Source organism: Mycobacterium szulgai (assembly GCF_002116635.1).
In the GTDB taxonomy this organism is placed as follows: domain Bacteria; phylum Actinomycetota; class Actinomycetes; order Mycobacteriales; family Mycobacteriaceae; genus Mycobacterium; species Mycobacterium szulgai.
This window is the reverse complement of record NZ_LQPW01000086.1, coordinates 133,344-150,381: the sequence shown is the minus strand read 5'-3', so window position 1 is coordinate 150,381 and position 17,038 is coordinate 133,344. Positions and strand designations below refer to the sequence as shown.

At 67.9% G+C, this 17,038-nt stretch carries 14 protein-coding genes and 2 pseudogenes; 12 read left to right on the top strand and 4 right to left on the bottom strand.

The window, feature by feature from the left end; translation table 11 throughout:
• From AWC27_RS31105 to AWC27_RS14115, 3 genes and pseudogenes are all read left to right on the top strand, one after another.
• Positions 1–2,415 (top strand): annotated as a pseudogene (locus tag AWC27_RS31105) (PE family protein); the annotation flags it as partial.
• 86 nt (positions 2,416–2,501) lie between these two features.
• Positions 2,502–2,792: a hypothetical protein gene (locus AWC27_RS14120; RefSeq protein WP_085671050.1), complete on the top strand. Its 291-nt coding sequence runs from the start codon at positions 2,502–2,504 to the stop codon at positions 2,790–2,792.
• A 122-nt stretch (positions 2,793–2,914) separates the two neighbouring features.
• Positions 2,915–3,310, top strand: a complete 396-nt coding sequence (locus tag AWC27_RS14115; protein WP_085671049.1) for a VOC family protein — start codon at positions 2,915–2,917, stop codon at positions 3,308–3,310.
• Here the strand turns inward: AWC27_RS14115 and AWC27_RS14110 are convergent.
• Positions 3,289–3,960 (bottom strand): helix-turn-helix domain-containing protein, encoded by a 672-nt coding sequence (locus tag AWC27_RS14110; protein ID WP_085671048.1) that lies wholly within the window; start codon positions 3,958–3,960, stop codon positions 3,289–3,291. The two genes, AWC27_RS14115 and AWC27_RS14110, sit on opposite strands and share 22 nt — an antisense overlap.
• A gap of 309 nt (positions 3,961–4,269) precedes the next feature.
• On the opposite strand from AWC27_RS14110, the gene AWC27_RS14105 reads away from it, so the two are divergent.
• From AWC27_RS14105 to AWC27_RS14075, 7 genes are all read left to right on the top strand, one after another.
• On the top strand, positions 4,270–5,577 hold the full coding sequence (locus AWC27_RS14105; protein ID WP_085671047.1) for a DEAD/DEAH box helicase: 1,308 nt from the start codon (positions 4,270–4,272) through the stop codon (positions 5,575–5,577).
• Positions 5,578–5,672: 95 nt separating this feature from the next.
• Positions 5,673–7,481, top strand: coding sequence for a DUF6311 domain-containing protein (locus tag AWC27_RS14100; RefSeq protein WP_085671046.1), 1,809 nt, complete (start codon positions 5,673–5,675; stop codon positions 7,479–7,481).
• Between the two features lie 189 nt (positions 7,482–7,670).
• Positions 7,671–9,038 (top strand): PE family protein, encoded by a 1,368-nt coding sequence (locus tag AWC27_RS14095; RefSeq protein WP_085671045.1) that lies wholly within the window; start codon positions 7,671–7,673, stop codon positions 9,036–9,038.
• Positions 9,039–9,376: 338 nt separating this feature from the next.
• Complete coding sequence (locus AWC27_RS14090; RefSeq protein WP_245847087.1) at positions 9,377–10,513, top strand: PPE family protein; 1,137 nt, start codon at positions 9,377–9,379, stop codon at positions 10,511–10,513.
• A gap of 66 nt (positions 10,514–10,579) precedes the next feature.
• Positions 10,580–10,876, top strand: a complete 297-nt coding sequence (locus AWC27_RS14085; protein ID WP_085671063.1) for a WXG100 family type VII secretion target — start codon at positions 10,580–10,582, stop codon at positions 10,874–10,876.
• 15 nt (positions 10,877–10,891) lie between these two features.
• Complete coding sequence (locus tag AWC27_RS14080) at positions 10,892–11,176, top strand: WXG100 family type VII secretion target (RefSeq protein ID WP_085671044.1); 285 nt, start codon at positions 10,892–10,894, stop codon at positions 11,174–11,176.
• Positions 11,177–11,400: 224 nt separating this feature from the next.
• Positions 11,401–12,327 carry a LysR family transcriptional regulator gene (locus AWC27_RS14075; RefSeq protein ID WP_085671043.1) on the top strand — a complete coding sequence of 309 codons (927 nt, stop codon included), beginning with the start codon at positions 11,401–11,403 and terminating at the stop codon, positions 12,325–12,327.
• A 3-nt stretch (positions 12,328–12,330) separates the two neighbouring features.
• Here the strand turns inward: AWC27_RS14075 and AWC27_RS14070 are convergent, their stop codons facing one another.
• Together AWC27_RS14070 and AWC27_RS33195 are read right to left on the bottom strand one after the other, a co-directional pair.
• The gene (locus AWC27_RS14070) at positions 12,331–13,050 is read right to left on the bottom strand and encodes a response regulator (RefSeq protein WP_085671042.1); all 720 of its coding nucleotides are present in this window, start codon (positions 13,048–13,050) and stop codon (positions 12,331–12,333) included.
• 40 nt (positions 13,051–13,090) lie between these two features.
• A pseudogene (locus AWC27_RS33195) lies at positions 13,091–13,225 on the bottom strand (PPE domain-containing protein); the annotation flags it as partial.
• Between the two features lie 433 nt (positions 13,226–13,658).
• Here AWC27_RS33195 and AWC27_RS14060 point away from each other — a divergent pair.
• Both AWC27_RS14060 and AWC27_RS14055 read left to right on the top strand, forming a co-directional pair.
• Positions 13,659–15,551 carry a PE family protein gene (locus tag AWC27_RS14060; protein ID WP_085671041.1) on the top strand — a complete coding sequence of 631 codons (1,893 nt, stop codon included), beginning with the start codon at positions 13,659–13,661 and terminating at the stop codon, positions 15,549–15,551.
• A gap of 29 nt (positions 15,552–15,580) precedes the next feature.
• Entirely contained in the window at positions 15,581–16,459 is an 879-nt protein-coding gene (locus tag AWC27_RS14055; RefSeq protein ID WP_245847086.1) for a hypothetical protein, read from the top strand.
• A 63-nt stretch (positions 16,460–16,522) separates the two neighbouring features.
• Here the strand turns inward: AWC27_RS14055 and AWC27_RS14050 are convergent, their stop codons facing one another.
• Positions 16,523–16,891 (bottom strand): SpoIIAA family protein, encoded by a 369-nt coding sequence (locus AWC27_RS14050; protein WP_085671039.1) that lies wholly within the window; start codon positions 16,889–16,891, stop codon positions 16,523–16,525.
• Positions 16,892–17,038: the final 147 nt, after the last annotated feature.

Below are 17,038 nucleotides of genomic sequence, written 5' to 3'. Positions count from 1 at the left end.
GGCGGGGCGGGCGGGGCTGCCGTCGGCCTTGCCGGGCAAGCCGGAGGAGCTGGCGGGACCGGCGGCAACGCCGGCTTATGGGGCGACGGCGGCGCGGGCGGCAGCGGCGCCAACGGCTATGCCGGCGCGCAGGGTGCGGCGGGCACAAGCGGCGTAGGTCAGACGGGCGGGGCCGGGGGTGACGGCGGCGCCGGAGGGCGCGCCGGGCTGTTCAACGGCGCCGGCGGTAACGGCGGCGACGGTGGGATGGGGGCTGCCGGCGGGGTCGGCGGGACTGGCGCGAACGGCGCCACCGGTGCCACGCCAGGTGCCGGCGGCGGACACGGAGGCGACGGTGGTTTCGGCGGGACCGGCGGTGCCGGCGGCAACGGTGGCGTCGGTGGCGCCGGCGGCATGTCCGGCCACGCGGGAACCACGGGACTGGGCGGGGCCGGTGGCCAAGGTGGCAATGGCGGCCTGCCGGGCAATGGTGGTGCCGGTGCCGACGGGAGTGCCAGCGCGCCCAACGGCGGGGCCGGCGGCAATGGCGGCAATCCGGGCGCCGGTGGGGTAGGCGGTTTGGGCGGGACAGGCTGGACCCCCGGGGTCAGCGGAGCCAGTGGTTCCACGCCCACCACGCCCGCGGGTCGTGGTGGCAACGGGGGCAACGGTTTCAGCGCTACCGCCCTGGGCGTCAACGGTGGGGACGGCGGGGCCGGCGGCAACGGCGGGCAGTACGGCCTCGGCGGCACCGGCGGTAACGGCGGTAACGGAGGCACCGGCGGTAACCGCGGCGCGGCTGGGAGCGGACCAAATGCCGGTGGCAACGGCGGCAATGGCGGGAATGGCGGCAACAGCGGGTGGGGCGACGGTGGAGCCGGAGGGGCCGGCGGAGCCGGTGGCAACGGCGCGACCGGCAGCGCGGGGATAGCCGGGGTGAACCAGGGCGCGGGGAGTCCCGGCGCTAGCGGTGGCAACGGCGGGCACGGGGGTGCCGGCGGCAACGGCGGCGCCGTTGGCAACGGTGGGCACGGAGGGCCTGGCGGCCAGGCGGGCAACGGGGGCGGCGGCGGCGACGGCGCGGCAGGAACCGTCGGCGATGCCACTTCAGCGGCCGACGGCGGGCACGGCGGTGCCGGCGGTGCTGCCGGCTTGGGCGGCGGCGGCGGTGCCGGCGGCAATGCCGGGATCACCGGCAACGGAGGCGCCGGCGGACTTGGTGGCGCCGGTGGCTCGGGCGGCAGTGGTGGCACCGGAGCCAATGGGCAAGACGCCGTTGGCAATTCGGATAGTGGCGGCCTGGGTGGCGCCGGTGGCCTCGCGGCGTCTGGCGGGGCCGGTGGCGATGGCGGAGTCGGCGGCAGTGGTGGCTCGATCTCCGGTGATGGCGGTATCGGGGGTGCCGGCGGCAATGGGGGTGCGCCCGGCGCCGCGGGACGCGGCGGAAACGGCGGCCTTGGCGGAATGACCGGCCACGGCGCCGATGGTGGAGCTGGCGGGGCGGGCGGTGCCGGCGGCAGCGGCGGCGCGGGCGGCCGCGGGGGAGACGCGGTTGGCGGTACGGGCAATGGCGGGCTGGGCGGCGCCGGCGGGCGGCCGGCGTCCGGTGGGACCGGTGGCTCTGGTGGGACCGGCGGCAGCGGCGGGTCGATCTCCGGCAATGGCGGGATCGGCGGTAACGGAGGCGACGCGGGCACCGTCGGCGACGGTGGCGCCGGCGGCAACGCGGGCTCGGACTCTGGTAACGGCGGTAACGGCGGTAATGGTGGGAAGACTGGCGGCATCATCGGCGGGGCCGGCGGAAGGGGCGGTAATGGCGCCGCGGCCGTGGGGACCAGCGCCGGCGGCTCCGGTGGTGCCGGCGGCAATGGCGGGGTCGGCGCTTCCGGCGGTGATGGCGGTAACGGCGGCAAATCCGGTGCGATCGGTAATGGCGGTCACGGCGGAATGGGGGCAATCGGCGAATTCGGTGGCATTCCCGGCGTCGGCGGCGATGGCGGCACCGGCAGTGCCGTCAACCCTGGAGGCAGGGGAGGCGATGGCGGTAACGGCGGAACCGGTGGGCATGGGGGCAACGGCGGCAATGGTGGCAGTTCGATCTCCGGCATCGGCGGCTTCTCAGGTATGGCAGGGCAAGGCGGCATCGGTGGTGGCATGAATAACCCCCTCGTGCATACCGGCGGGAATGGCGGGGCCGGCAACTCCGGTGGTGACGGTGGTAATGCTGGTCGCGGCGGCGATGGTGGAGCCGCGGGGAACGCCGGTAGGCGTGGCACCGGGCGCTACCCCGGGGCCTCTACCCCGGCTATGTCCGGTGGCGGGAGCTTAAACGGTGGTTTGGGCGGGGCTGGCGGGGCCGGTTTGGGTGGCGGCAACGCCGGCAAAACGGGTGCCAGAGGCACATATGGCAATTACGGCGCCAACGGCAGCAGCTAGGACACCTCCGGGTACAAAGTAGGCTTGTACCCCTGCAAGCACGCGCCCGCTACCGCGACGCCGTCGCTGGCTGAACTATTAGTGCCATGAGCACTACAGCAATCACCCGCCCAAACACACTGTGCTGCAACCGAATCAGGCGGCTACGCCGCGGCGTTGCTGGCGTCCTGCTGGCCACGTCGATCAGCACGACCGCCGCTTTGGCCCTAGCGGCGACCAGCCATGCCGACGACAACGCGCCGCCCCCGAATGCCGGGGCCGCAGTCACCGCGCCGGCGATTGACGCCCCGTGGCTCCCCTTGATCGACCAATTCGGTGGCTATGGGCCCCTGCGCTACTGCTCCCCGCACTGGGCCGGCTTCTGGCACTGCCACTGATGGCGACGACACTCCAAGGACAACCACACAGCGCCAGGGGCGGCCCGCATGGGCCGCCCCTGAACACCGTTTGTCCGATTCGTTCATGACGCCGCGGCAGCCGACTCCATAACGTCGGGGACATGGATAACCAACTCGTTTCAGCAGCCGTCGAAATCGTCGCGAGCGATCTGCAGCGCTCGCTGAACTTCTACCGGTCGCTCGGGCTGACGATCCCTGAAACCGACGGCCCGCACGTCGAAGTCGCACTGCCCGGAGGCAACCGTTTGCTGTTCGACACTGAAGAGACCCTTGCGAGCTTCCATCCTGAGTGGACTTCACCAATATCGCCCGGACGAGTGGTGCTGGCGTTCGGTCTCGCGACCCCCGCCGATGTCGACGCTGTATTCAGCCGCCTCACCGATGCCGGCCATCCGGCCCTCTTGAAACCCTTCGACGCTCCGTGGGGCCAGCGTTATGCCACGCTGGCCGACCCGGACGGGACCTCGGTCGATCTCTATGCCCCACTGCCAAGTTGATTGGCGGGAACTCCGGCGAGTTGATGCACCTGCCGCGACAGGTGTGACTGGTCGGCGTACCCGGCGATCGCGGCGGTGTCGGCGGCCGACATTCCCGCGTCCAGCAGTCGAACGGCCCTGCGGAAACGCAGAATTCGACGCAGGGTCGCCGGGCCATAGCCATACACCGCAGCGCACTGTCGTTGCAGATTCCTTGCCGACCAACCGATTTCGTCGGCGACGGACTGTACGGCGGCGCCGCTGCTCAATCGCTGGGTAACATGGCGTAGCGCGGCAAGTCGCCACGGTGCGGTCTCCCGAACGGGCTCGCCGTCCAGCAGGCCCATCGTAATCGACATCAGCGAATCGCCAAATAGGTTGGGGCGCAACAATTCCAGGCCAATCCGCATGTTTCGCACTTCAACGGCCGGAACGCGCAGCAACCGCGGCAATACACCCGGATGAAACCGGATGCCGCTCGCGACAGCGCAATCTTGCTCACTGATGAACGCGGTCGTGTCCGGCCCGGCGACAATCACCCGGTCCTCGATCTCGATGAGGTCCATACAGCCGTCGGGCAGGACCCGCGTCCGCCGTGGGGAGTCGCTGATCCACACACACTCCGCCAGCCCCTGAAGGGGCCTGGGAGCGGGCAGTTCGCGATAACTCACTCCATCGAGCCTAGCCACCAGCGCACGTTGCCGCGGCTGCGTGCATTAGGGCCACACCCGCGAGTGGGATATCCTGTTGACACGTTGGCCTGAAGTTAGCCCGCCAACCCGTCGTGGAACGTTCTTTCATCCCGCGGCCGCCAGCCCGAAATCGTGGCTGAGGCCCCGCGTTCAGATGATCCGTGCACCTAGCATTACCGTCTCGCGGCGATCGATTTTGCCTACCGGCAATCTCGCCAGCTTGTGCTGCCTATTCGCGCGACCACTCGCGACGACGCGGCACACCCGATGCCCTGAAAGGCACCGAAAGTGACTTTAGAAAAGACTTTAGAAACGACCTTAGACAAGACCTTTGCCGACCTCGGCGTGCGCGCACCATTGGTTCGCGCGCTGGCCGCGGCCGGCATCACACATCCCTTTCCCATCCAGGTCCAGACGCTGCCCGATACCTTGGCCGGCCGCGACGTGCTGGGCCGCGGCAAGACGGGCAGCGGTAAGACGCTCGCCTTCTCGATTCCGCTGGTCAGCAGGCTTTCTGGGGCCAAGCGGCAGCCTTCGCGACCGTCGGGCTTGGTGCTGGCGCCTACCCGGGAGCTGGCCACCCAGATCGCAGCAACGCTGGAGCCGCTGGCAGCGGCCTACAACCTGCGGGTTGCCACCATCTTCGGGGGTGTATCGCAGAATCGGCAGGTTGAGGCCCTCAAATCCGGCGTCCATATCGTGGTGGCCTGCCCGGGTCGGCTCGAGGATCTGATGAAACAACGCTTGATCAGCCTCGATGCCGTCGAGATCACGGTGATCGACGAAGCCGACCACATGGCCGATCTCGGTTTCCTGCCTGGCGTCACGCGCATCCTGGCCGCTACACCGTCCGGCGGCCAGCGGCTGCTGTTCTCCGCGACTCTCGACAACGGTGTGGACAAACTCGTCGAGCGGTTCCTGCACAATCAGGTGTTGCATTCGGTCGATGAGCTGAACGCACCGGTGTCCGCGATGACACATCACGTCTTCCACGTCGCCAGCGCCGAAGCGAAAAAGGAACTGGTGCACCGGCTGGCCTCGGGGACCGGGCGCCGGATTCTCTTCATGCGCACCAAACACCACGCCCGCAGGCTCGCCAAGCAACTCACCGAATCTGGGATACCGTCAGTTGACTTGCACGGCAACCTATCTCAGCCTGCACGCGACCGGAATCTCGCCGCGTTCAGCGCGGGTGAGGCCAGGGTCCTGGTGGCAACTGACATCGCCGCGCGCGGTGTGCACGTCGACGAGGTCGAATTGGTGGTCCACATCGATCCGCCCAGCGAGCACAAGGCCTACCTTCATCGGTCGGGGCGCACGGCGCGCGCGGGCAAGGTCGGCGACGTGGTCACGGTGGTCCTGCCCGAGCAGCGCCGGGACACCCAGGCGCTGTTGCGGACGGCCGGCATCCGCGTCACTCCCCAACAGGTGGCCGCCGACTCCGCCGAGGTGCTGGCGCTGGTGGGCGAAATCGCGCCCTACCGGGCGCCGGCACCCAAAGCCGTTGCGCCGCAACCTTCTCAACAGAGGCGATCGGGTGGTGCAGCACAAAGACGTCGTCGCCGGCCGAACCAATCGCAACGCAATTCCCGCTAGGCGGTGGCTGGCCCCATTTGTCGGGCAGACAGACGGGATTTAATTCTCCAGTAGCGCCGCCGCACGGCGCGCAGTCCGCTCGCGAGGAGGGTTGAGTGTCAGCACGGCCGGCCGAGCGCGCGGACGCAACCCCGCCACGCGCGAGGCTCCGGCAGTGGACAACCGGGGGCCTCGCGGCGTTCCTCGGCTATCTGCTTGCAGCCGTCGTCCTCACCGTCGGCGCCTGGAGCGACCCGACATCCGGCTGGGCCGGGAACTGCTGCGACCAGGAGCAGGCGATCTGGTACCTGGGCTGGACGCCACACGCGCTTGCTAATGGGCTCAACCCGTTCTTCACTACCCAGATCGGTGCGCCCGACGGCGTCAACCTGATGTGGAACACCCCGATGACACTCCTCGGGCTGCTGGGCTGGCTGCCGGCGAAGCTCGGTGGGCCCATTTTCGGATTTAACGTCCTGATGGTGCTCGGCATCGCCCTGAGCGGATTCACCGCCTGGCTCGTGATCCGCCGCTGGACCGGCGACGGCCCGGCCCCGATGGTCGGCGGCGCGATCTACGCCTTCTCGCCATACCTTGCCTCCCACGCGGCGCTTCACCTGAACCTCGCCACGGCCTGGGTCCCGCCACTGTTTCTGCTCGTCATCGACGAGCTCCTGGTGACCCGGCGCCGCCCACCGTGGCAAGCGGGCGTTGCGCTCGGATCGCTCGGTGCCGCACAGCTTTTCATCAGCGAGGAGGTGCTCGCTACCAGCGTCGTGGCGGCCGTGGTACTGGTCGGCGTGCTGGCCCTGGCGCGCCGCGACGGACGCGTCCGGGCCCGGTGGCGTGCCGCCGCGGTGCGGCTCGGTCCGGCGCTCGCGGTCGCCGGGGTGACGTTTCTGCTGCTCGCTGCCGGGGCGCTGGTCGCGCAATTCTTTGGACCGCAGCGGATCAGCGAGCAGGTGCAGCATCCCGAGACTTTCTCGACCGACCTGTTGAACCTGGTGCTTCCCACGCCATACCAGTTGATCGCCCCGGAGACGGCCACGCGGGTGTCCCACGAATTCAGCGGCCTTTATCACGAGGCGACGGGCTACCTCGGCCTGCCGCTGCTCGTCCTGCTGATCGTCGTGACCATTCGCCAGTGGGACGACCTGCGGGTGCGGGTGGCGACCGTAACCGGGGCGCTGCTCCTGGTCTTCTCGCTGGGCCCCTGGCTCCACGTCGGCAATGACGCGCTGCACATCCCCCTCCCGTGGCTGCCCATCGGAAAGCTGCCGCTGCTCAAACACGTACTGCCGGGCCGCTTTACGCTCTTCGTCTGGCTGGCAATCGCCGTGATCGTCGCGATCGTCATCAGCCGGGTGGTTCGCCTAGCCCCGCGCCGGGCGGCCGGCGGCCTGCTGGCCGTGGCCGCTGCACTTGTCTTCATCCTGCCGGCTCCGCTGCACCGGCAACCGTTCTACACCCCTGTCTTCTTCCGCACGTGGGCGAGTCACAACATCGCGCCCGACGAAACTGTCCTTGTCGCACCGTATTTCGCAAACGGGGGTCAGGCCGCACCGATGGTCTGGGCGGCCGAGGCCGGCTACCGGCTCCGGATGCCCGAGGCTTACGCCTACATTCCCCAGCCGGACGGCCGAACGCTTTCTGGACCGCCGGCAACGCGGCTCTCCGAGATCATGCTCACGATCCAGCAGGAAAAGACCTCGATCGTGGCGCGCGGGGAGGTTCGCGCACAGGTTAACGCCAATCTCCGGTTCGCAGACGTGCGTCATGTGATCGTCGGGCCGATGCCGGCATGGGCTGAGATGCTTGCCTTTTTCACCGACCTGTTCGGTCGGCCGGCCGAGAGGGTCGACGGCATTGCGATCTGGCGCAACGTCAATGTCTGGGGCGTCGTCGCCGCGCCAACCCAGCCGTGACTGGGCCGAAAACCCTTGCGGACAACGCAAGCATGCGTTCGTAACCTTCTGCTAGACAGCATCCGCATGCCTACATAGCGTCGTCGTGTGACCAGATCACGCCGCTGAGGCCGATTTTCGGACTCCACAGCACGCATTGCTCACGCAGCTGACAAACCTTCGGTCACGTATTCGTGATGGAGGAAAGACATGTCGTTTCTCAATGTGACGCCCGACGTCGTAACGGCCGCGTCTTTGGAATTGGCGGGCCTGCGTTCGGTGATCCACGAAGCCAATGCGGCGGCTGCCGGGCCGACGACGGGGTTAGTTGCCGCTGGTGCCGATGAGGTATCGGCGGCGGTGGCGGCTTTTTTCGGCGCCCATGCCCGGGAATATCAAGCGCTTAGTGCCAAAGCGACGGCGTTTCACAGCGAATTCGTGCAGGCAATGACCGCCGGCGCGCATTCCTATATCGGCGCTGAGGCGCTCAATGCCGCACCGATACAACAGCTGCTCAACGCCGTCAATGCGCCCACCGAGGCGCTGCTGGGGCGCCCGCTGATCGGCAACGGCGCTAACGGGGCGCCAGGCAGCGGAGCGAACGGCGGAGCCGGTGGGTTGTTGTACGGCAATGGCGGTGCCGGTGGCTCCGGGGCGCCCGGGCAGGCCGGCGGTAACGGCGGAGCGGCCGGGCTGATCGGCAACGGCGGAGCCGGCGGAGCCGGCGGCAGCACCGCAGCCGGCGGCAACGGTGGGGCCGGCGGGTGGCTACTCGGCAACGGTGGGGCCGGCGGGGCGGGCGGCACGGGCGCCCCCAATAACGCGATGTATGGCACCGGCGGAACGGGCGGTCAGGGCGGCCAAGGCGGCGCAGCCGGGCTGCTTGGGACCGGCGGAAGCGGCGGACGTGGCGGGACCGGCGGGCAGAGCCTGTCGGGCTCCGGCGGAGCCGGCGGGGCCGCGGGGGCCGGCGGCGCCGCCAAACTGTTCGGTTTTGGTGGTGCCGGCGGGGTCGGCGGACAAGGCGGGCCGGGTACCCAGGGCGGCATCGGCGGGGCCGGGGGTCACGGCGGCGTCGACGGCTGGTGCTACGGCAATGGCGGCGCGGGCGGGTTCGGCGGCGACGGCGGAACCGGTTACATCGGCGGCAGTGGCGGGCCCGGCGGTGATGGCGGTGCGGCGCGGCTGTTCGGATCGGGAGGGGCCGGTGGTGGCGGCGGGATCGCCCAGTCCGGCTCCGGCGGCGGCTTCGGTGGGAACGCCGGAAGCGGCGGTGGCGGCGGGTTCTTCTTCGGTAACGGCGGCGCCGGCGGTTGGGGTGGGGCCGGCGGCTTCGACGCGGAGGGCAATCCCAACGTCGGTGGCGGCGGCGGTAACGGCGGCACCGCAGGTCTGTTCGGCGATGGCGGGGCCGGTGGGGGCGGCGCGGCCGGCGGTAGTGGCGGCAACGGCGCTAACGGCGGCTTGCTGGGCAGCGGCGGAGCGGGTGGGCCCGGTGGAGCCGGCGCGGCCGGCGGGCACGGCGGTAAACGCGGACAGTTATTCGGCGAAAGCGGGCCGGCAGGCGCAGCAGGTTAGTTGCGGACGCGTCGACGGCAAAGCCGGGCGCTGCAGGCAGGGCCAGGCCGGCCGCAACCGACCGCCGAATTCTTCTGCTCCACGCAAGTGTTTATTCGCAACCTTCTACTAGACCAAAAAAGTAGTTCCGCATACCGTAATCATCAGTTGCTCAGCCGGGGTCAGGAAGGCTCCGCAATTTCCGCGGAGGCGACCTTTGGTCGCATGTATGCGACCCCGGAAGAAACGGCGATGTCGTTTATTCGCGTGGTGCCGAACGCGGACAAAAAGCGAATGGCTGTGCCCGAAGATCTCAATAGAGAAACCTACGCGCCTCCCCGAACCCAGTTGAGGAGAAAATGATGGATTTCGCCGTATTGCCACCGGAAGTGAATTCGACGCGGATATTCGCCGGTGCAGGTTCGGGGCCGTTGTTTACCGCGGCCGCGGCCTGGGACGGGCTGGCCGCGGATTTGCACGCGTCGGCAGCCTCGTTTGCCTCGGTGATCGCCGCGCTAACCAGCGGGCCGTGGGCCGGGCCGGCATCGCTGTCGATGGCAGCGGCGACCTTTCCCTATGTGAGGTGGCTGGACACGGCGGCGGGCCGGGCGGAGTTGTCGGCCGGCCAGGCGCGCGCTGCGGCGACGGCGTTTGAAGCGGCGTTTACCGCGACGGTGCATCCAGCGGTGGTGAAGGCCAATCGAGTGTCGTTGATGTCGTTGATCGCGACGAATCTCTTGGGCCAGAACGCCCCGGCGATTGCGGCTACCGAGTTCGACTACGTGGAGATGTGGGCGCAGGATGTGGCCGCGATGGTGGGCTATCACGCTGGGGCAACATCCGCGGCGGCGGCATTGATGCCGTTCGCCTCGCCGCCGATCAGTCTTTCGGGCTTGGCCTCGCAGATTGCCTCTGAGGTTGCAGGCAGGGCTTCGTCGGCCTTGTCCACGGCGCCGGGCCTGGTGTCCGGTCTGCAGGCCGCGGTCTCAGCGTTGCCGGTGCAGTCGCTGATGTCGGTAGCGCAGATCGGAATGTATCCAGCCAGCATGATGATCTCCCCGATGATGTCGCTGGCGCAGAGCGCGCACGCGGGCACAACCGGATTAGCCAATGCGGCAACGGGATTGACCGAAGTACCCAAGTTCGTCGGTGACACTGCGCCGGCGTTCAAGGGCATGGGCGGTGGCGCGGGCGCGGCCGTATCGGCGGGTCTGGGTCAGGCACGGATGATAGGCCCGATGTCGGTGCCTCCGACCTGGGCCGGCTCACTGCCGGCGCGGATGGCCAGCGCGGTGCTGTCCGGGGTTGGTGCTAGCCCGGCGACGGTGCCAGCCGCTGCCACCACCGGATCCACCGGGATGCCGATGATGCCGATGCCCACGGGTATGGGCGCGGCGGGCGCCGGCATGCCCGGTGCGATGACCGGCCGCGGCGGCGCGGGTTCACATGTGGTGCAGTCGCGTCCCAGTGTGATTCCCCGGGTTGGCGTCGGATAGGAGGTCGTGAATCGAATTCTCGGGCAAGGCAATTGACCATTTGATTCGTTCCGCGAAAGGAAAATGATGACTACTCGGTTTATGACCGATCCGCATGCTATGCGGGCAATGGCGGGCCGCTTCGAGGTACACGCGCAGACGGTCGAAGACGAGGCACGCCGCATGTGGGCGTCGTCGCAGAATATTTCTGGTGCCGGCTGGAGCGGGCTCGCCGAGGCGACCTCGCTGGACACCATGGGCCAGATGAATCAGGCGTTCCGCAACATCGTGACCATGCTGCATGGAGTCCGCGACGGAATGATGCGTGACGCCAACAACTATGAGCAGCAAGAGCAGGCTTCACAACAGATTTTGGGCAGTTAGAGAGGAAATTCGGCAATGACGATTAACTATCATTTCGGGGACGTGGATGCCCACGGTGCCACGATCCGGGCGCAAGCGGCTTCGCTGGAGGCAGAGCACCAGGCGATCGTGCGTGATGTGTTGGTAGCCGGGGATTTCTGGGGTGGCGCCGGTTCGGTGGCCTGTCAGGAGTTCATTACGCAGCTGGGCCGCAACTTCCAGGTGATCTACGAACAGGCCAATATCCACGGCCAACACGTGCAAGCCGCCGGCAGCAATATGGCCAGCACCGACTCCGCAGTCGGATCCAGCTGGAGCTAGGCCTCAGGGCTTTACCACTCTGTCATCGGCGCGGATGACAACCGACACTGGTGTTATCCGCGCCTTCGGCATGCCGACACATTAACGGAACTGAGCGGCGACACGCCTGGGCGAGCGCTGACTCGGCCATTCGGCAAGCCGAAAAATATTGCGCTGCAGCGGGTTCCATGACACGCGTCGCGCACACAAACTCTTGCCTCTTTAAGAAAGCTCGGTGATTTTCGGTGGAGCTGTATCAGCTGCGTTACTTCCAAACCGTCGCTGAGGTCGGCACGTTGCGCGATGCCGCTGAGCAACTGGCGGTCTCACAGTCAGCGGTCAGCCGCGCCATCGCCATGCTCGAATCCGAAATCGGTGTCGAGCTCTTCACGCGGCGCGGTCGGGCCAATGAACTCAACCGCTACGGTCAAGCGTTCTTGCGCACGAGTCGGGCCGCTCAGCGCAGCCTGGAGACAGCGGTCTCGGGTGTGCAACAGCTCGCCGGTGTCGATGCCGGAACGGTGGCGCTGGGATTCCTCGTCTCACTTGGCGTCTCGACTGTGCCCCGGTTGATCCGCCGTCATCATGACCGACATCCCAGGGCGAGATTCGAACTGTCTCAACGCTCCGGACTCGCATTGGTCGACGATCTCACCAACGGCGTCATCGACGTTTGCCTGAGCTACCCCCTGAGCTTCGACGAGTCGCCCGGAGTCAAGTGGCACAAGCTGTTCACCCAGCAGCTTTACGCCGTCGTCGATCGGGACCATCCCTTGGCCCACCGAAAGCTCATCGGCTTCGAAGAACTCGCCGGCCAACCCTTTGTGGCACTGGACCGCAGCCACACCTTGCGCAGGATCTTCGACGACGCTTGCGCCCGCCATGACATCGCACCCACCATCGCCTTTGAAGGCACCGACATCACCACCCTGCGCGGCCTGATCGGCGCGCAGTTGGGCGTCGGATTGCTGCCCTGTGCCCCCACCCCTTCGCCGGACGTCGTCGAGATCGCGGTTGACGACGCACAATTGGTGCGGCCCATTGCAGTCGGATGGATGACCAACAGGTACCTGCCACCTTCCGCCGCCGCGTTCCGCGATACCGCGATCGCGTCATTCGGGCTTCCTGAGGCGTCGACCCGACTCGAACCGGCGCACGCCTGCGGGGCGTGAAACTTACAAGTCGTTATCGATAGGACCGCACTCCGGGAGCTCATCGCGGGTGGCGAATGGTAGGTGGTTGGTCACCGCGAATTCTTGCTCCGGTCGTCCGGTGGCACTGTTGCGCATCCCGATGGTGACATCACCGGTGGTGATCAGCGCCGCCAGATACCGATGGGCGGTTGCCGTTGGCACCCCGACCGTTGCGGAGATCTCGACCGCCGACATTGGCACCGTGGACGCTCGCAACACTTGCAGCACAAGCTGTTTACTTGCCGACGCTCCAGTTGCAAAGGGCTGCGGGTCCGGAACTTTGCGGCGTAGCGCCTCCAAGGCGGCCTCGACATCGGAGGGGCAGAGATCGAATCCGGCCAGAATCTTGCGATAGCGCGCATAACCGGCCAGGCGAGCGGCGAGCTCGGTCGGCGGAAACGGTTTGACGAGGTAGCCCAGTGCCCCGGCCGCCATGGAAGAGCGGACCGTCACTGCTTCGGTTGCCGCGGTCAAAACCATACTATCGCCACGTAATTCGCGTACGAAGTCGATTCCGGATCCATCCGGCAGATAGGCGTCGACCAACGCGAGGTCGACCGCGGGCACTTCTCGCGCGGCCCGCAGGCTGTTCGCCGTAGCGGCCACGATGAAGTCCGGAAGCATGTTGACTATCCCGGCATGCATATTGGCCACGCGAAAGTCGTCGTCGACCACCAGCACCGTGAGGTTTGCCCCACCCATTTCCCCCTCCTCTTAACTCGCGCCGCACCTTGCCGAGGGAGCCGGTCAGCCCCGTCGTCAAGGACGCAAACCTCGCACCAGACGTGGCCAACTCGGCGCCCAACCGATCCCAGGCCGCCGCGGCCGCTACCGTCGGACCCGTACCAGGCCCCAGATAGAGCCGGGCGGAGTTGATCTCCGGGGGGCATTAGCGCAAAGTTCATCACACCGTCCTGGTCCAGAACCGGAACCGCGGGAACGTGGTTGGATCGCGGGAGGATCCCGCCGCAACCATCGGACAGAGCGGTCCCGGCTTCTACATGCCGGCACGAAGTTTGATGTGGTCGGGTCTGATCAGCGAGCTTCGTGTGGTGGACACGCTAAGCAGACGCCATACAAGCGTCTAGTAGAAGGTTGCGAACACACTCTTGCGCGTAACGCATTGATAGACACGGGCTTTCGTTTGCATCTTACGCAAGGGAGCCTTGCAAACCTTCTGCTAGACGCAGCCGTAGGGCGTGCCTAGCCTCTGTCGTTAACCGACTGAGTTCAGGGGCGTTCTTACCGCGGTGGCGGCGACGCACCTGCCTGGCAAGAACTTGTCTTGTGTTGCGGCGGAAGGAAAGACGATGTCGTTCGTCAATGTGGGGCCGGAGTTTGTGTCGGCGGCGGCCTCGGATCTGGTGGGCATCGGCTCGACGATCAGCGCGGCCCGCGCGGCCGCGGCCGGTCCGACCACTGCGCTGGTGGCCGCGGGCGGTGATGAGGTGTCAGCGGCGGTGGCGGCGTTGTTCGGTGGCCACGCGCGGCAGTATCAAGTTTTGAGCGCGCAGGCGTCGGCCTTTCATGACCGGTTTGTGCAGGCTCTGAGCGCGGCGGGGAGCTCCTATGGAGCTGCCGAGGCGATGAACACCTCGTTGCAGACCGTGGAGCGCGATGTGCTGGGGGCGGTTAATGCGCCTACCGAGGCGCTGTTGGGGCGTCCGCTGATCGGCCATGGGACTGACGGGGCAGCGGGCAGTGGAGCCAACGGCGGGGCAGGCGGGCTGCTTTTTGGTACCGGCGGCAATGGTGGTTCTGGGGCGGCTGGGCAGGCCGGCGGGAACGGCGGGTCGGCCGGGTTGATCGGGTCTGGCGGGGCCGGCGGTGCCGGCGGGGCTGGTGCGGCCGGCGGGGCCGGCGGGCACGGTGGGTTGTTGTATGGCAACGGTGGGGCCGGTGGAAATGGTGGAGCGGCCATCGCCGGCGTCAACGGTGGTAGCCCCGGACAGGGTGGCAGCGGCGGCAGTGCCACCCTGTTCGGTTCCGGCGGGCACGGCGGTCAAGGCGGTGCCGGTCTGGCCGGCACCAACGGCGTCAATCCCACGTCAAGCGCTAACACCGCCACCGGAACCACCCCTGCCGATATCGGGAGCCCAATCCGACCCGTCGGAAGTCCTACGACGGCCACCGATGGCGGACTCGGTCCCACCGGAAGCGCCGGCCAGGACGGGGGAGCTGGCGGCACTGGCGGCAACATCTACTCAACGGCGAACCATCCACTCGGCGGCAACGGTGGCGACGGCGGCGCGGCCGGCGCCGGTGGCGCCAACGGCGGTGCCGGCGGTGCCGGCGGGGTCGCGTACACGACGCTGGCAAACAGCACGGCCAGCGGCGGCAACGGCGGCAACGGAGCCAATGGCAGCGGGCCGGGTGGCGCCGGCGGGGCCGGCGGCATCGGCGGCGCCTCTCAAATTGCCGAGGGTTCCGAGGGAGGTACCGCCTATACCGGTGTGGGCGGCAAGGGCGGTAATGGCGCCCAAAGCAACATCACCGGCGGCACGGGCGGTGCGGGCGGCGCGGGCGGCAACGGCGGAAACGCCGGGCTGCTGATCGGCAATGGCGGCGCCGGCGGCGTCGGCGGTGTCGGCGGTGTCGGCGGAGCCGGTGCCCCCGGCGGTGCGGGCGGTGTCGGCGGGTTCGGAGGTGAGGCCATCAGTGATTCCAACGCGTACGGCTACCCGCAGGGCCTGGACACCGTCTCTGGTGGTCACGGCGGTAACGGCGGCGACTCCCTATCAACCGGCGGCACCGGTGGTGTCGGCGGGGCGGGCGGCAACGGCGGGTCGGCTGGGGCTCTGCTGGGCGTCGGCGGCGCCGGCGGCGATGCCGGAGCGGGCGGCGTTGGCGGCATCGGCGGCACTGGTGGCGCCGGTGGCGCCGGGGGCCAGGGCGGCTTGTCCGTTGCCCCAACTGGCATCGCCGGCGGCGGCGGCGACGGCGGTCCAGGCGGCGCCGGCGGTGACGGCGGTACCGGTGGCGTCAGCGGCGCCGGTGGAACGGGTGGCCGCGGCGGCTTGATCGGAGCCTTCGGCCAGGACGGCATCGCCGGAGCGCCCGGTGCCGGTGGTGCCGGTGGCAACGGCGGCGCGGCCGGCGCGGGCGGCGCGGGCGGCCTCGCCGCGTCAGGACCCAGGTACAACGGGTCAGCAGGCCATGTCGGAACCGCGGGCGCCAGCGGCGGCCCGGGTCAGCCCGGCTGAACCTGAGACAGGCGAAGGACAAGGCGGCCATGAGCGCCACTAACCGCATGCTGGCGGCAACATCGGCCCGCGCCCTGCTCATCGTCCGGAATGCTCTAACCAGCGACGCCGAGGGGCCGCAGCAACCATCACCAGCTGCCGCGCGCCGTCTCGATGCCGGTCGCATTGTCGCCAGCCAATGCCTGCAACCGGCGACACTTCAGCCTGCACAGCGCTCGGTACTGGTCGACCGGCTCTACGACATCTACCGCGAGACCGTAGGTGGTTTCACCCGCGGGGAATTCCAGGGACTGATCTTCGGCGCGGACGAGACGCGCCTGGCGCTGTTCTACGGTACGGGCGGCGAATTGGTGGGTTTCTCCTTCGCCGGCATCGACCGGATGGAACACGCGGGCCGCACCCATGCGGTGTTTTCCGCGGGCGCCTACTTCCGGCTCGGTTATCGCGGCGGCATCCTGGCCGAGTTGTTCGGACTTCGCCAAGCATTGCGCTTCAAGTTCCGCGAACCGCGCACCCCGCTCGCTTTGATGACCCGCGCATCCTCACCGGCGGTCTATCGTCTGCTCGCCACCACGATGCCGCGGATCTATCCCAGCCGCAGGCGCCGCACGCCAGCCGATATAGAGGCATTGGTGACCGCACTCAGCGCGCAATGGCACCGTTGGTACTACATCCCGGTCGGCGAAAGCCCCTGGGTGGTGCGGTCCCGCGCCACGCCCCATGACGGGTCGCGCATGCACCGACTCGAACAAGACCCCGACGTGCGTTTCTACACCGAACTCAACCCGCGCTTTGCCGCGGGGGAGGCATTGGTGGTCTGGACGCCTCTGGACGCGGCGAACATCGCCGGCGGCTTCTGGCGCCTCCTGCGGGCCCGGTTCGGCAGCTGGTCACGCTCCCGGAACTGAACCCACTACTCGCCGATCTACCTGTGTTGCAAAGGACAGTGCCGATGCGGCCAGGACGCTGACTTATGAGCCATCGGTAATCCATTGTCGTGCTTGTGCAGTCTGGCCAGCTGGAAAGTGACGGATGGTGGCCGAGACAAAGTGTGTTGCCAAGTGCTCGGCGACATCTCCGAGATGAGAGTCGGTCACTACGGCAACCTTTTTGACGTGTTTGTGGTGATCGCGCACGAAGCGGAAGTGGGTGACCAGCGCCCCGAAACTGTCCCATCCCGGAAACGCTGAGACCTCGAGGATCAGGCCGGCGAGGTCGCCTGTTGTCTCGATATACGGGTCGACGGCCTGTGCCAGGTCAACGAAGTCTTGCTGTTCGAGCGCCGACTTCGGGCGTACCAGCAGGACGGAATGCTCAGTGTCCAGGTCATATTCGATCATGGATTACTCCTAGCGTCGGTGCCGACGTCGCAATGATCGCCTGCTTCGGCGGGCGTAGAGAAGAGCCCAAAGTCACCCTTATATCGGCCCCAACGCTTCAAGCGCACCGGTTCTCAGGCGCGGCATGGCAGGCTGTGCCTCGTGACC

Excerpts from the sequence above, each read along its gene's own strand:
- AWC27_RS14120 (WP_085671050.1), top strand. The coding sequence starts at position 2,502 with ATGAGCACTACAGCAATCACCCGCCCAAACACACTGTGCTGCAACCGA.
- AWC27_RS14115 (WP_085671049.1), top strand. The coding sequence starts at position 2,915 with ATGGATAACCAACTCGTTTCAGCAGCCGTCGAAATCGTCGCGAGCGAT.
- AWC27_RS14095 (WP_085671045.1), top strand. The coding sequence starts at position 7,671 with ATGTCGTTTCTCAATGTGACGCCCGACGTCGTAACGGCCGCGTCTTTG.
- AWC27_RS14090 (WP_245847087.1), top strand. The coding sequence starts at position 9,377 with ATGATGGATTTCGCCGTATTGCCACCGGAAGTGAATTCGACGCGGATA.
- AWC27_RS14085 (WP_085671063.1), top strand. The coding sequence starts at position 10,580 with ATGACTACTCGGTTTATGACCGATCCGCATGCTATGCGGGCAATGGCG.
- AWC27_RS14080 (WP_085671044.1), top strand. The coding sequence starts at position 10,892 with ATGACGATTAACTATCATTTCGGGGACGTGGATGCCCACGGTGCCACG.
- AWC27_RS14070 (WP_085671042.1), bottom strand. The coding sequence starts at position 13,050 with ATGGGTGGGGCAAACCTCACGGTGCTGGTGGTCGACGACGACTTTCGC.
- AWC27_RS14060 (WP_085671041.1), top strand. The coding sequence starts at position 13,659 with ATGTCGTTCGTCAATGTGGGGCCGGAGTTTGTGTCGGCGGCGGCCTCG.
- AWC27_RS14055 (WP_245847086.1), top strand. The coding sequence starts at position 15,581 with ATGAGCGCCACTAACCGCATGCTGGCGGCAACATCGGCCCGCGCCCTG.
- AWC27_RS14050 (WP_085671039.1), bottom strand. The coding sequence starts at position 16,891 with ATGATCGAATATGACCTGGACACTGAGCATTCCGTCCTGCTGGTACGC.